At 65.4% G+C, this 12,603-nt stretch carries 18 protein-coding genes; 6 read left to right on the top strand and 12 right to left on the bottom strand.

Annotated features, from left to right (window positions below):
- Positions 1-28: 28 nt before the first annotated feature.
- Positions 29-448, top strand: a complete 420-nt coding sequence (locus N2K98_RS00970) for a CoA-binding protein (RefSeq protein WP_255864379.1) — start codon at positions 29-31, stop codon at positions 446-448.
- Here N2K98_RS00970 and N2K98_RS00975 read toward each other — a convergent pair.
- The gene (locus tag N2K98_RS00975) at positions 445-1,278 is read right to left on the bottom strand and encodes a DUF1206 domain-containing protein (protein WP_255864378.1); all 834 of its coding nucleotides are present in this window, start codon (positions 1,276-1,278) and stop codon (positions 445-447) included. The two genes, N2K98_RS00970 and N2K98_RS00975, sit on opposite strands and share 4 nt — an antisense overlap.
- Positions 1,279-1,396: 118 nt before the next feature.
- Between N2K98_RS00975 and N2K98_RS00980 the strand changes: the two genes are divergently transcribed.
- Together N2K98_RS00980 and N2K98_RS00985 are read left to right on the top strand one after the other, a co-directional pair.
- The gene (locus N2K98_RS00980; protein ID WP_255864377.1) at positions 1,397-1,783 is read left to right on the top strand and encodes an MmcQ/YjbR family DNA-binding protein; all 387 of its coding nucleotides are present in this window, start codon (positions 1,397-1,399) and stop codon (positions 1,781-1,783) included.
- Entirely contained in the window at positions 1,780-2,355 is a 576-nt protein-coding gene (locus N2K98_RS00985; protein WP_255864376.1) for a DUF1990 family protein, read from the top strand. The genes N2K98_RS00980 and N2K98_RS00985 overlap by 4 nt, the downstream gene beginning before the upstream one ends.
- Here N2K98_RS00985 and N2K98_RS00990 read toward each other — a convergent pair.
- The 6 genes from N2K98_RS00990 to N2K98_RS01015 all read right to left on the bottom strand — a co-directional run bounded on the left by N2K98_RS00990 (position 2,331) and on the right by N2K98_RS01015 (position 7,068).
- Complete coding sequence (locus N2K98_RS00990; protein WP_255796159.1) at positions 2,331-2,864, bottom strand: GNAT family N-acetyltransferase; 534 nt, start codon at positions 2,862-2,864, stop codon at positions 2,331-2,333. The genes N2K98_RS00985 and N2K98_RS00990 overlap by 25 nt on opposite strands.
- 65 nt (positions 2,865-2,929) lie before the next feature.
- Entirely contained in the window at positions 2,930-3,319 is a 390-nt protein-coding gene (locus N2K98_RS00995; RefSeq protein ID WP_255796158.1) for a hypothetical protein, read from the bottom strand.
- Between the two features lie 58 nt (positions 3,320-3,377).
- On the bottom strand, positions 3,378-5,687 hold the full coding sequence (purL, locus tag N2K98_RS01000; protein ID WP_255864375.1) for a phosphoribosylformylglycinamidine synthase subunit PurL: 2,310 nt from the start codon (positions 5,685-5,687) through the stop codon (positions 3,378-3,380).
- Positions 5,684-6,463, bottom strand: coding sequence for a phosphoribosylformylglycinamidine synthase subunit PurQ (purQ, locus tag N2K98_RS01005; protein WP_407080016.1), 780 nt, complete (start codon positions 6,461-6,463; stop codon positions 5,684-5,686). The genes purL and purQ overlap by 4 nt, the downstream gene beginning before the upstream one ends.
- The gene (gene purS / locus N2K98_RS01010) at positions 6,463-6,717 is read right to left on the bottom strand and encodes a phosphoribosylformylglycinamidine synthase subunit PurS (protein WP_227920839.1); all 255 of its coding nucleotides are present in this window, start codon (positions 6,715-6,717) and stop codon (positions 6,463-6,465) included. The genes purQ and purS overlap by 1 nt, the downstream gene beginning before the upstream one ends.
- 123 nt (positions 6,718-6,840) lie before the next feature.
- Entirely contained in the window at positions 6,841-7,068 is a 228-nt protein-coding gene (locus N2K98_RS01015) for a hypothetical protein (protein WP_255864374.1), read from the bottom strand.
- A gap of 141 nt (positions 7,069-7,209) precedes the next feature.
- Here N2K98_RS01015 and N2K98_RS01020 point away from each other — a divergent pair, with 141 nt between their 5' ends.
- Positions 7,210-7,716, top strand: coding sequence for a DUF4442 domain-containing protein (locus tag N2K98_RS01020; RefSeq protein ID WP_255796154.1), 507 nt, complete (start codon positions 7,210-7,212; stop codon positions 7,714-7,716).
- Complete coding sequence (locus N2K98_RS01025; RefSeq protein WP_255864373.1) at positions 7,709-7,939, top strand: hypothetical protein; 231 nt, start codon at positions 7,709-7,711, stop codon at positions 7,937-7,939. Before N2K98_RS01020 ends, N2K98_RS01025 begins: the two co-directional genes overlap by 8 nt.
- Here the strand turns inward: N2K98_RS01025 and N2K98_RS01030 are convergent, their stop codons facing one another.
- The 3 genes from N2K98_RS01030 to N2K98_RS01040 form a co-directional block, all read right to left on the bottom strand.
- The gene (locus N2K98_RS01030) at positions 7,940-8,470 is read right to left on the bottom strand and encodes a hypothetical protein (protein ID WP_260553838.1); all 531 of its coding nucleotides are present in this window, start codon (positions 8,468-8,470) and stop codon (positions 7,940-7,942) included.
- 79 nt (positions 8,471-8,549) lie between these two features.
- The gene (locus tag N2K98_RS01035) at positions 8,550-9,074 is read right to left on the bottom strand and encodes an SRPBCC domain-containing protein (RefSeq protein ID WP_255864371.1); all 525 of its coding nucleotides are present in this window, start codon (positions 9,072-9,074) and stop codon (positions 8,550-8,552) included.
- A complete protein-coding gene (locus tag N2K98_RS01040; RefSeq protein ID WP_255864830.1) occupies positions 9,017-9,994 on the bottom strand; it encodes a 3-methyladenine DNA glycosylase in 978 nt (325 codons plus the stop codon). Before N2K98_RS01040 ends, N2K98_RS01035 begins: the two co-directional genes overlap by 58 nt.
- A 128-nt stretch (positions 9,995-10,122) precedes the next feature.
- Here N2K98_RS01040 and N2K98_RS01045 point away from each other — a divergent pair, with 128 nt between their 5' ends.
- Positions 10,123-10,338, top strand: a complete 216-nt coding sequence (locus N2K98_RS01045; RefSeq protein ID WP_229951489.1) for a hypothetical protein — start codon at positions 10,123-10,125, stop codon at positions 10,336-10,338.
- Between the two features lie 74 nt (positions 10,339-10,412).
- Here the strand turns inward: N2K98_RS01045 and N2K98_RS01050 are convergent, their stop codons facing one another.
- Together N2K98_RS01050 and recR are read right to left on the bottom strand one after the other, a co-directional pair.
- Positions 10,413-11,699, bottom strand: a complete 1,287-nt coding sequence (locus N2K98_RS01050) for an aspartate kinase (protein ID WP_255796150.1) — start codon at positions 11,697-11,699, stop codon at positions 10,413-10,415.
- A gap of 210 nt (positions 11,700-11,909) precedes the next feature.
- Entirely contained in the window at positions 11,910-12,506 is a 597-nt protein-coding gene (recR, locus tag N2K98_RS01055; protein WP_255796148.1) for a recombination mediator RecR, read from the bottom strand.
- Between the last annotated feature and the right edge of the window lie 97 nt (positions 12,507-12,603).

Raw genomic sequence — 12,603 nt, forward strand, 5'->3', positions numbered from 1 at the left:
CACCGGCTCCGGGGCAAAGGAAGAAACTGTGGCACACGCTAACGACCCAGCGGCAATCGAACGGCTGCTCCGGAACAAGGGGGCCCGGTGGGCGATCGTGGGCTTGTCCAATAACCCGCTCCGCCCCGCCGTCGGCGTCTCACGCTTTATCCAGGACCAGCTGGGCATGGAGATCATCCCGGTGAGCCTGAAGGGCGATGACGTGCACGGCAACAAGGGATACCGCCGGCTCAGTGAAATCCCGGGAAGCATCGACGTAGTGGATTGCTTCGTGAATTCCGCCCGGGTGGGCGACATTGTGGACCAGGCCATCGAAGTGGGCGCCAAGGCGGTCTGGATGCAGCTCGGCGTGGTGGACGAAGCGGCAGCCGCGCGTGCGGCGGCGGCAGGGCTCGACGTCGTGATGGACGCCTGCCCGGTCATCGAAGCACCGCGCCTCGGGCTCTAGAGTTTGGCGAACCGAGCGCGGATGATCCCCATGTACAGCCCGTAGAGCATCAGCCCGACCCCCACCGCGGCCAGCGCCACCACGCCGAAGGGCTGGTCCCGCAGCGTATGCAGCGCGCCGTCGAGACCGGTGGACTCCTCCGGGTCCGCCTGCACGGCGGCCAGGGTGAGCAGCACCCCCAGGATGCCAAGCGACACTCCCTTGGCGATAAAGCCGGCCACGCCGGTGATGTCCACGGCCTTTGCCCAGAGTCCGCCGGGGACGCCGGTGAGGTTCCGGCGGAAGCGGCGTGTGGCTCCCTTGAAAATGAAGTAGCCGCCGATTCCCACCACCACCAGCCCGGTGAGTCCAAGAATCCATTGGCCCGCTGGTACCGCCAGCAGGCGGGCGGTCCAGCTGACCGAGGAAGAGCTGCCGTTATTGCTTCCGCGGCCCAGGGCAAACGAAGCGAAAACGGTTCCGATGGCCCCGTAAACGAGAACCTGCCCGGCGTTGCTGGCCCGGTCCTTCCACAGCTCCTTGTCCTTCAGCTGCTGTCCGGCAAAGAAGATGCGGGTGAGCTGGAACAGTGCCAGGGCGTAGCAGCCGAGGAAGCAGAACCAGACCAGCGCGTACCCGGCGGGCTGTTCGGCCACAGCAGCTACGGCACCGCTGGTGTCCGCATTGCCGGACCCTCCGGCGTTGATCTGCAAGGCGATCAGGCCAATGACAATGTGCACTATCCCGCTTGCCACATAGCCCACCCGGGCGAACCGCTCGAAGGTCCTGGAACCGGCGGCGCGCTCCGCAGCCTGGCTGACGGGGCCGCTACTGCGGTTGATCTGCTTCAAACCGTTTTATCCTTCGCTCTGCTGCCGGCACGCCCGCAGTAATCTACCTGTTCCTCCCATCCTGTCACCCATGGGCTGTGCAGTGCCGTTGCGCGGACGGCAGCGCTAGGCTTTTCCCATGGATGCGGGTGAGCTTAGACGGTTGTGCCTGTCCCTGCCCGGGGCGTTCGAAGACTTCCCCTTCGGGCCGGAGTCCTCGGTGTTCAAGGTGGGGGCCGCCGCTGGCAAAGCGAAGATGTTCGCTCTGACGGAGCTTGCCGGTGAACCCCTGATGATCAGCCTGAAGTGCGAACCGGAGCTGGCGCTTCAGCTACGCGCCGCCCATCCGGAAATCACCGGCGCCTGGCACATGAACAAGACGCACTGGAATCAGGTGGAAGTTGCCTCCGGCCTGCCGCGGGACATGATCCGGGACCTGGTCGAGGACTCCTATGACCTGGTGGTGGCCTCGCTGCCGCGAAAGGACCGGGAATCACTCGCTTGGAAGGGCCTGGCGGAGGGATGAGGCACAACACCGGTTTCACCTACGCTGAGCAGGGGCTAACCGAGCGGCCCTATCCGGCACCCATGACGGACCGCTGGCCCGCGGGTTACCGGCTGGTGCTGCGCAAGGCAGAACTGGAAGTGGCCGATTCGCAGGCCGGGTTTCTCCGCCTCGCCAACGGGCTGCTGGACTGGGACCTGCACCGCCGGGCGGGGCTGTATGTGGCACCCGGCACGCCGCGCGCCGCCCCGGGTGTGGACATGGCATCGGGCGTGGGGGTCTGGCGGGTGCGCTACTACGCTCCCTGCCGCGTGATCTGGGCTGCTGAAGCGGCGCTGGACGACGACGGCGCGCCGGTCCGCGGACAGCGCAGCGGGTTTGGCTACGGCACCCTGCCAGGACACCCGGAGCGCGGTGAAGAAGGTTTTTACGCCGAACTCGACGAAGCCGGCCGGCTGTACTTCCGGGTTGCTGCCTACAGCCGCCCGGGCAACCGGCTGGTGGGTGCCGTCAACATGGTCAACACCCGCGTCCAGCAGTTTTACACCAACCGGTATTTCGCCGCAGCCTACCGGCTGGCCTCCGGGAGCTGATCCCGCCGGAGGGCGAACTGCAGGGTGAGTTCGCTTTCCTCCACCGGCATGAAGCCCGCGCTCAACAGCAGGGATTGGGACGCGTCATTGCCCGGTTCCGTGTAGGCGATGATGGTGTCCACCTCCGGGTGGGTGAGCGCAAACCGTGCCAGGGCCACCAACGCTTCAGTGGCGTAGCCCTGCCCCTGGCATGAGGGAACCACGCTGTAGCTGACTTCCACCGTGCCCTCATCGGGGACGCCGGCAAAGCCGATGGTTCCCACCACCAGCGCGGTCGAAAGTTCCCGGATCAGGCGCGTGCCGAACGACGCAGCGGGACCGAGCAATCCGGCCTCGAAGAACTGGCGGGCGGCGTCGTAGTCGGTGGGCTGGGGGAAGTCCTCCGCCCAGTCCGGGCGTCGCGTCTGGATGATGAGGGCGTCCACTTCGGCCACGGTCATCAGGTCCAGCGACAGGCGCTGCGTGGGAATGCCGGCCTCCGCGGCCAGGTTCTCGGGGATTATGCTCACGAGCTAATTTTGCACGTACTTTCGGGTTTTGCTTCATTCGGCTCACCCGGACCCGGAGGGCACTACTAGGTTTGGCGCCCAACAGGTACGAAGAGCATCCGGAACGAGTTCGCCAGAAGGAGTCCGAATAGCCCGGTGGACGTCGTGGGCTGCTGGAGCAGCAGCAGCGAAATGATGAGCATTACTGCGCACAGTACCGCGATCGCCCCCATGAACTTCACCCGTCCCCGGTCCGCAGTCAGCACTTGTTCCGCTCCCCGGCTGCGGGCCCCCGCCAGCAACCACACCCCGATGCCTGCTGCCAGCAGCCCGGCCGCAACGGTGAGACCGGCCGTCAGCCGGTCATCCCCGCTGAACAAATACGGCAGGTTCAAAATCAGTGGGACGGCGCCCGCCGCCAGACTTAGTACTCCGCCAACCTGGCGGACCTGCTGCGTTCGGTTGATCTTGTCCATGCCTGAGGAGCCTACACGGGCCCGGCGGAGTCCGCGGGCCCGTGCTGGTGCTGCCGGCTTAGCCGAAGTGCTTCGGCAGGGTGCCTTCGTGAGCCGCCTTCAACTCATCGAGGGGCAGGGTGAAGTTGCTCTGGAAGTCCAGGGCGCCGATCTCGGTGTCCACCACGCCGATCCGGGCATGAGCGAAACCGCGCGCCGAGCACATGTCCTTGAACCGGACTTCCTCGCTGCGGGCCACCGCGACGACGGCGCGGGCCTGGGACTCGGAGAACAGCAGGGTGAACAGGTCCACTCCGTCGCGTTCGCAGACTTCGCCAAGGCCGATCCGCGCACCGACGCCGAAGCGCAGGGCCATTTCGGACAGCGCGGCGGCGAGGCCGCCCTCGGAGAGGTCATGCGCGGCGTCGATCATGCCGTCGCGGGAGGCATTGACCAGCAGTTCCCCGAGCAGTTTCTCCGCCTGCAGGTCCACCTTGGGCGGCTGCCCGCCCAGATGGCCGCGCAGATTCGCGTATTCGGAGCCGTCCAGCTCGTCCTGCGTGGTGCCCATCAGGTAAATGGCCTGGCCGTCCTGCCGCCAGCCCGACGGCGTCCGGCGGGCGACGTCGTCGAACACGCCCAGCACGCCCACCACAGGGGTGGGATGGATGGCGACGCCGCCGGTCTGGTTGTAGAGCGAAACGTTGCCGCCGGTGACGGGCACGCCGAGTTCGCGGCAGCCGTCGGCCAGCCCGCGCACGGACTCGGCGAACTGCCACATGACCTCCGGGTCCTCCGGGGAACCGAAGTTCAGGCAGTCGGTGACCGCCAACGGCTTTGCGCCGGCGGTGGACACGTTGCGGTAGGACTCGGCCAGGGCCAGCTTCGCGCCCTCGTACGGATTCAGGTAGGAGTAGCGGCCGTTGGCATCGGTGGAAATGGCGACGCCCAGGCCAGTGGTTTCATCCACGCGGACCACACCGGCGTCATCCGGTATGGCCAGGGCGGTGTTGCCCTGCACATAGCGGTCGTACTGGTTGGTGACCCAGGACTTGTCGCACATGTTCGGCGAGGCCATCAGCTCCAGGATGGCGTCCTTGACTGCGGCGCTGCCGAAGGGCCGTTCAGCGTTGAAGGAGTTGGCTTCGATGCTGTCCTGCGCGGCCGGACGCGCCATGGGCCGCTGGTACACCGGGCCCTCGTGCGCCACTGTGCGCGGATCGACGTCGACAATGGTTTCGCCGTCCCAGTCGATGATCAGCCGGCCGGTGCCGGTGACTTCGCCGAGCCAGGAGTACTCCACGTTCCACTTGTCCATGATCGCCTCGAACGCTTCCACGTTCTCCGGGGTCACCACGGCCATCATGCGTTCCTGTGACTCGGACATCAGGATCTCGCCGGGCGTCAGGGTGGGGTCGCGCAGCAGCACGTTCGTCAGCTCCACGTGCATGCCGCCGTCGCCGTTGGAGGCGAGCTCCGACGTCGCGCAGGAAATACCGGCCGCCCCCAGGTCCTGGATGCCCTCCACCACGGAGGACTTGAACAGTTCCAGGCAGCACTCGATGAGCACCTTCTCCGCGAAGGGATCGCCCACCTGGACGGCGGGGCGCTTGGAGGGTTTGTCCGCGTCGAAGGATTCGGAGGCCAGCACGGAGGCGCCGCCGATGCCGTCGCCGCCGGTGCGGGCGCCGAAGAGCACCACCTTGTTGCCGGCGCCGGAGGCGTTGGCCAGCCGGATGTCCTCGTGGCGCATTACGCCCACGGCCAGGGCGTTGACCAGCGGGTTGCCCTGGTAGACGGAGTCGAAGACCAGTTCCCCGCCGATGTTTGGCAGCCCCAGGGAGTTGCCGTAGCCGCCGATGCCGGACACGATGCCGTGCACCAGGCGGGCGGTGTCCGGGTGGTCGATGGCGCCGAAGCGCAGCGGATCCATCACGGCCACCGGGCGGGCACCCATGGAGATGATGTCGCGGACAATGCCGCCGACGCCGGTGGCGGCACCCTGGTAGGGCTCCACGAAGGACGGGTGGTTGTGGGATTCGACCTTGAAGGTCACGGCCCAGCCCTCACCGATGTCCACCACGCCGGCGTTCTCGCCGATCCCCACCAGCAGGTGTTCCTTCATTTTGTCGGTGACCTTGTCCCCGAACTGCTTCAAATGCACCTTGGAGGACTTGTAGGAGCAGTGCTCGGACCACATCACCGAGTACATCGCCAGTTCCGCCGCGGTGGGGCGGCGGCCCAGGATCTCCACGACCCGGTTGAACTCGTCTTCCTTCAGGCCGAGCTCGGCCCAGGGCAGCTCCGTGTCCGGGGTGGCAGCGGCGTGCACAACGGTGTCGATGCGGAACTTCTTCTGCTCAGCGGCAGCACTGGGGGAAACGGTCATGACTTGCCTCCGGCAACGAGCGAGTTGAGTACAGAGCTGAAGATGCGCAGCCCGTCGGTGCCGTAGCCCAGGCCGACCTCGCCGTAGGCGGAGGAATCCGGGCCGAAGCCGGGTTCGACGGCGTGTTCAGGGTGGGGCATCAACCCGACGACGTTTCTTGCAGCGTTGGAAATGCCGGCGATGCCGCGGCGGGACCCGTTGGGGTTCTCACCCTCGTAGCGGAAGACCACCCGGCCTTCGCCCTCCAGTTCGTCCAGCGTTTTCTCATCCGCGACGTACTGGCCGTCCTGGTTCTTCAGCGGAACGACCATTCCGGCACCCAGCTCGTAGGCGTTGGTCCAGGCGGTGCTGTTGTTTTCCACGCGCAGCAGCTGGTCAGCGCAGGAGAATTTCAGGTGGTTGTTCTTGATCATGGAACCCGGCAGCAGGTGTGCCTCGGTGAGGATCTGGAAGCCGTTGCAGATGCCCAGCACGGGCATGCCGCCGGCGGCGGCGTCCACTACCTTTTCCATGAGCGGTGCGAAGCGGGCAATGGCCCCGGCGCGCAGGTAGTCCCCGTAGGAGAACCCTCCGGGGATGATCACCGCGTCCACGGACTGCAGATTCGCTTCGGCATGCCAGAGCCCGACGGCGGTGCCGCCGGCGATGGTCACGGCGCGCGCGGCGTCGCGGTCATCCAGGGTGCCGGGGAAGGTGATGATACCTACCCGGACGGCGCGGAGCGCGTCGTTTTCGGGGGCGACGGAAAAGTCGCCGATCAGGGGAGTACTCAAGATCAGGCCTCCGGGATTACTTCAACGCGGGTGACGTCTTCGATCACGGGATTGGACAGCAGCGTCGCGGCGGCGGTGCGGGCCTGCTCCAGGATTTCGGGGGTGACGTCTCCGTCAACGGTGAGCTCGAAGCGCTTGCCCTGGCGGACTCCGGCGAAGCCGGTCAGTCCCAGGCGGGGCAGCGCGCCTGCAATGGCCTTGCCCTGCGGATCGAGGATTTCAGGCTTGGGCATAACATCAACAACGATCCGGGGCATCCGGCAGCTCCTCTAGACGAGATGGGTGGCCGCGGACCTTGCCGTCTCACGCTGATTCAGCGCTCCGCGAGCTTGCACTTGCCATTCTACCGGCGTTACCTGCGTTACGGTGACTGGTCGGACCTAGGCCGGAATCTCCAACTGGAAGCCGCAGGCGCAGCGGAGCACAGTGGTTTCCAGCTGAACATCCACCGGTTCCTCCGGCATGGACTCCACGCTGATCGGTTCGAAGATGGAGCGTTGCCGGTTGTCCCGGGGCTGCATGGGTTCGCCGCAATGCATGTATTCCGCGTCATCGGACTCCAGGAGCCCGCGTGCCCAGAGGTATTGGTCCTTTGCTTCTATGGACATTTCTACGCTTTCAGTCGGGTCCGGCACTCCGTTGTCCGGAAAAATACTAAGCATGCTTATTCAATAATAGGCCATCCATGCCGGGTTAGCTATCGCAGGTCTTCCTGTGGCGTGGATTACCTTCCGGTTAGAGTGGGGGCCGTGAGACTCCTACAAGCAAGCCCCGCCACCGTCCGCCGGCTAATGAACGTGTGGCCGCCCTTTGCCTTTACCGGCATTCGGATCACCCGACTGGACCCTGAATATCTGGGTGTCTCCGTGCGGCTGCGGTCCTACTGGTGGAACAAGAACGTGGCCGGCGTGCATTTCGGCGGCTCACTGTTCGCCATGACGGACCCGTTCTGGATGATGATGCTGCTCCACCACCTCGGCCGTGACCACGTTGTCTGGGACCGTGCCGCGGAGATTGAGTTCCTGAAGCCGGGAAAGGGCGAGGTGCGGGCCGAGTTTGTCCTGGATCCGGCCGACGTCGAACGCCTGCGCAAGCTGGCCGCGGGCGGGGAGAAGGTCCTCGAATGGTTCTCGGTGGACGTGACCGACAGCAGCGGCGACGTGGTTGCCCGGATACGCAAGCAGGTTCATGTGCGGCGCAAACGGGAACGGCCCGGCGTGCCGGAGCCCAGCGGAACGGCGGCGGCCCATGGATGAGGATGCCAACCCGAGCATCCCGGCGGTCGACACCGTCCTGGTTTCCGGCATCGCTGCAGCGCTGCTGCTTTTACTGGTGTGGGCCATCATCCGCTTGGCCCGCTCGAGCGCAGTCACTGCCGGGGAGCGGTTCGGGCTGCTTCTCTTCTGCCTGATATTCCCCGTGCTCGGGCCAATCTGCACTTTGGTGATCCTGGCCCGGCGGGAACGCGTGCGCCGGTAGCTAGAGGGAACCGTCCGCAGGTCCCAGCAGGGCGGTAAGCCGTTCCCAGCGCGAAATCTGGCAGCCGTCCGTCAGCGAGAAGCTTGTGTCCACGGCCTCGCCGTTAACCATGCCGGTGACGTGTGCACGCTGCATTCCGCGGATCTCCTGGGTACACATCAAGCCCGCCGCCGGCTCCGCTAGGGCGGCTGCCCCCTGGTCGGCGAGCACGGCACAGGCCCCGGCAGGATCCGGTACGGTCGACCCTTCCCGCGGCTCGGCGCCGTCGCACTGCAGCGTCCAGGTGCTGCTCGGCGTCGTCCCGTCCGCACTGAACTCGACGGTCAGCGAAACCGGTGCCTCCGCGGTGGTGCCGCCGGTGCCGCCGGTCCCGGGAAGGGGGGTCGGGGAGCCGATCGGTCTAGGCGAACCGACGGGCGAGGTCGGCGCCGTCGTTGACTCATTGGGGGAGTCGGTCGATTCCGGGGACTCCGGAGAACGGCCGGAACCGCCCCCGCAGGCTGCCAACAGAAGGGCGGTGCACAGCAGCATGGGGACTAACGCGGTTCCTCGAATGTTGCGCACTGTACGGCCTCCATCGGTAGCGGAGCCACCAGCCTAGCCAACTCTGTCAAGCAGGGTCGGGCGAATCAGCGGCAGCCTCTGCCTGCGCCGCGAAGTAGGCTTCCTGGCTTGGGAAGTAGTCCTTGAAGTCCGGCGCCGGTCCGCCGCTTCGGGCAGCCATCAAGTGATCCAGATAGTATTCCCAGCCCGGCCCGATGCTGGAAACGGCCTGCGGATCCTCCAAATGGTGGATAAAATCCAGTGCGGTGCCGGCCGGTTCGTTCCGGAGGCGGATCTCCAGGTCCCAGCCGCCGTATTCATCCTCGACCAGCAGGCGCAGAAGTTCCGGGGAGACACACTCCGCTATCCGGACCCTGCTCCAGGGCAGGCCCTCTTCGAAGAGCAGCTGCAGATCGACGGTGCCTCCCCTGACGGGGCTCCTTTCCCAGCGGCCGAACCACTGGGCCGTCTGGTCGGGGTTGGTGAAGCTGGGCCACACGGCCGCAGCCGGTTCGGGAAAGCCGCGGTGAAGAATCAGGTCGTAGGACTCGGTTCCGGTGCGGATAACCCGGCCGGTCGGTTCTGGCTGCACAGCTGTCCTCCAAAGGGTTCCAGCAGGCCCAGGATGCGAGCCCGCAACTGCTGCGATTCCTCGGCGAAGCCGCGTTGTGCGGCTGCGTACTGCGCCCGGCCTGCCGGAGTTTCCACCGCAATCGGGGTGTAACCCCAGTCGGCCAGGTCATAGGGTGAGGCACACATATCCATTTCGCGGATGCGCCAGGACAGTTCGAAGGCGTCCATAACCACCTCGCTGGGAAGCAGCGGCACCAGTTTGTAGGCCCATTTGTACAGGTCCATGTTGGCGTGCAGGCAGCCGGGCTGTTCCAGGTCCCGCTGGTTCTCGCGGGTGGGTGTGAGCTCGTTCAGGGGCACTGCTTCCGGTGTGTAGAACCGGAAGGCATCGAAGTGGGTGCAGCGGATCCGGCTGCGCTCCACCAGTTCATCCGTCCCGTCGGCACCCAGCCGCAGCTGCAGGTAATCGTGCCGGATGCCGTTGTCCTCCGACTTGTAGGCCATGGCCCACTCGTGCATGCCGAAGCATCCCAGTACCGGCCTCCGCGCGGCCGTGCGGGACAGCAGCATGGTGGTGAATCCGAGGGCGTCCCCGCGCACCGCGGCGAACCCCTCGGTATCCACAGTGACGGCGGGTGTTTCGGCGTCGATCCCCGCGGCGTCCCGTTCCGTTTCCGTCAGCGTCCGGTAGAACTTCCACCCGGTGCGTTCGAGTGCGGACGGACCGGTGAGAATGACGCCGGCGCCCGGGTGCCAGCGCAGCAGCTGGCCGGGTTTCTGGGAGTAGTAGGTGAAGAGGAAGTCCTCCACCGGGTGCTTCCGCCCGGCCGAGCGCCGTGCGAGGAATCCTTCGGTGAAGGGCCGGACGCGTTCTTCGTGCGCAGACTGCCGCGGCAGCCATTGGTCCTCGCTGAGGACGGTGGGGTGGGCGGAAGCAATCACCGTTCCATTATCGCGCCACGCGGTACGCCCGTCATCCGTTGGTTCAGGCAGGGCTTGGTTGACGGAAAATACCAACCCGATCGTTAGTACGATAGGAGCGGCAATGCCCGTCGGAAAGGTGCAGCATGGTTGAGAAGGAAAGCTTTGTAACCCGGTTCATGCGGACCACGGGCAAGGTGCGGCTGATCTTCGGACCCGCGCAGCAGGGGTCGTTGGACCATCCGATGACGGAGGAGAACCAGGCCCTGCTCAAGGCGCAGCAGGCGCAGGAGAAGGCGATGTGGGAAACCGTGACCCGGGCTGACGGCAGCAGCTACATCGTCTCGCGCAAGCCCGAATAGGCTCCCGATACGCGTAGAGGCCGGCACCGTGTGGGTGCCGGCCTTTTTACTGCCAGATTTTTTCCTAAGCTGCCCTAGCGCCCGGTGCCGCCGTACACAGTGGCCTCGCTGTCGCCGTCGAGCCCGAACGCCGCATGGACCGCGCGTACTGCGCTGTCCAGCAGCTTGGCGCTGGTGACCACGGAGATGCGGATCTCGGAGGTGGAGATCATGTCGATGTTCACCCCGGCATGGTGCAGGGCCTCGAAGAAGCGGTGCGAGACGCCCGGGTTGGACCGCATGCCGGCGCCGATGAGGGAGAGCTTGCCGATCTGCTCGTCGTAGTCGATGGAGTCGAAGCCGACTTCGGCCTTCGCGGCGTTCAGCGCGTCGATGGCTTCCTTGCCGTCGATGATGGGCAGCGTGAAGGAGATGTCTGTCCGGCCCGAACCCTGCGTGGAAACGTTCTGCACGATCATGTCGATGTTGGAGTTGGCGCCCGCCACGATGCCGAAGATCTCCGCGGCCTTGCCGGGGATGTCCGGAACACCCACCACGGTTACCTTGGCTTCGGAACGGTCATGGGCGACGCCGGAGATGATGGGCTGTTCCAAGGGTTCTCCCTCTTGAATCTTGATTTTGTCATCGGGGCTGGGCAGCACCCAGGTTCCCTCGTGTGAGCTGAAGGATGAGCGGACGTGCAGGGGAACGCCGAAGCGGCGGGCGTATTCCACGCAGCGCAGGTGCAGGATCTTGGCTCCGGAAGCAGCCAATTCGAGCATTTCCTCGCTGGAAATCTTCTCGATCTTCTGGGCGCTCGAAACCACCCGCGGATCGGCGGTGTACACGCCGTCGACGTCGGTGTAGATCTCGCAGACATCGGCCTCGAGAGCCGCGGCCAGGGCCACCGCCGTGGTGTCCGAACCGCCCCGGCCAAGGGTCGTGATGTCGTGGCTGTCCTGGCTGACGCCCTGGAAACCGGCAACGATGGCGATGTCGCCCCGCTCGATGGCGGTCTTGATGCGGTGCGGGGACACATCGATGATCCGGGCCTTGCCGTGGATCGCATCGGTGATCATGCCGGCCTGGCTGCCGGTAAAGGACTGTGCGGAGCCGCCGAGCTGGTTGATGGCCATGGCCAGCAGCGCCATCGAGATGCGCTCCCCGGCGCTGAGCAGCATGTCCATTTCACGGGCGTTGTTCAGCGTGGTGATCTGGCCGGCCAGATCCAGCAGTTCGTCGGTGCTGTCACCCATAGCGGAGACCACGACCACCACTTCGTTTCCGGCTGCATGGGTATCCACCACGCGCTTGGCTACGCGCTTGATGCCTTCGGCGTCCGCGACTGAGGAACCGCCGAATTTCTGCACTATCAGGCTCATGCGTACACTTTCTCAAGTTTCGTTGTGGGTGCTGGCGCCCGGCATCTTCGACGCGGCTTCGAACTCTTCTCCTCGGAAAGCGGGCGGTACTAGCGGCTTTCGTCGGTCCAGAAAGTCTATCGCCGCCGTCGGGAAGACCCGAAATACCTACACGTAACCTGCTGCCACAGGCGAGTCGTGGACGGCGCCGCGCCTTGGGGAACCCCGAGCTTAGGACATGCTCCGACGGCCTTCAAAGGCGCGGCCCAGGGTGATCTCGTCCGCATATTCGAGGTCTCCGCCCACGGGCAGGCCGGAAGCCAGGCGCGTGACCTTGATGCCCAGGGTCTTGAGCATCCGCACCAGATAGGTGGCGGTGGCTTCACCCTCGAGGTTCGGGTCGGTGGCAATGATGATTTCGGAGATCTGCTCATCCGACAGCCGGCTGAGCAGCTCCCGGATGCGCAGCTGGTCCGGACCGATGCCGGCAATCGGATTAATGGCGCCGCCCAGCACGTGGTAGCGGCCTCGGAAGGACCGCGTACGCTCCACCGCAATCACGTCCTTGGACTCTTCGACCACGCAGATCATGGTCGGGTCCCGCCGCGGGTCCCTGCAGATGCTGCAGGTTTCCTGCTCAGTGACGTTGCCGCAGACACTGCAGAACTTCACCCGGTCCTTGACCGTGACAATGGCGGTGGCCAGCTTCTTCATGTCATCGGGATCGGATTCGAGGATGTGGAACGCGATGCGCTGGGCGGACTTGGGCCCGACGCCGGGAAGACGGCCTAGTTCATCGATGAGTTCCTGAACGGCACCTTCGTACACGTAACCTTCTCTGCTGGGTTGAACTGCGTTTATAGCTGGGTGTTACCGGTTTTCCGCATGATGCGGCTCGGATCTGGCATGCCGGGCGTGATCCGGC

Source organism: Arthrobacter jinronghuae, from assembly GCF_025244825.1.
Taxonomy (GTDB): domain Bacteria; phylum Actinomycetota; class Actinomycetes; order Actinomycetales; family Micrococcaceae; genus Arthrobacter_B; species Arthrobacter_B jinronghuae.

Coding starts and splice junctions, on each gene's coding strand:
- N2K98_RS00980 (WP_255864377.1), top strand. CDS start 1,397: ATGGATGCGGGTGAGCTTAGACGGTTGTGCCTGTCCCTGCCCGGGGCG.
- N2K98_RS00985 (WP_255864376.1), top strand. CDS start 1,780: ATGAGGCACAACACCGGTTTCACCTACGCTGAGCAGGGGCTAACCGAG.
- N2K98_RS00995 (WP_255796158.1), bottom strand. CDS start 3,319: ATGGACAAGATCAACCGAACGCAGCAGGTCCGCCAGGTTGGCGGAGTA.
- purL (WP_255864375.1), bottom strand. CDS start 5,687: ATGACCGTTTCCCCCAGTGCTGCCGCTGAGCAGAAGAAGTTCCGCATC.
- purS (WP_227920839.1), bottom strand. CDS start 6,717: ATGCCCCGGATCGTTGTTGATGTTATGCCCAAGCCTGAAATCCTCGAT.
- N2K98_RS01015 (WP_255864374.1), bottom strand. CDS start 7,068: ATGTCCATAGAAGCAAAGGACCAATACCTCTGGGCACGCGGGCTCCTG.
- N2K98_RS01025 (WP_255864373.1), top strand. CDS start 7,709: ATGGATGAGGATGCCAACCCGAGCATCCCGGCGGTCGACACCGTCCTG.
- N2K98_RS01030 (WP_260553838.1), bottom strand. CDS start 8,470: ATGCTGCTGTGCACCGCCCTTCTGTTGGCAGCCTGCGGGGGCGGTTCC.
- N2K98_RS01045 (WP_229951489.1), top strand. CDS start 10,123: ATGGTTGAGAAGGAAAGCTTTGTAACCCGGTTCATGCGGACCACGGGC.
- N2K98_RS01050 (WP_255796150.1), bottom strand. CDS start 11,699: ATGAGCCTGATAGTGCAGAAATTCGGCGGTTCCTCAGTCGCGGACGCC.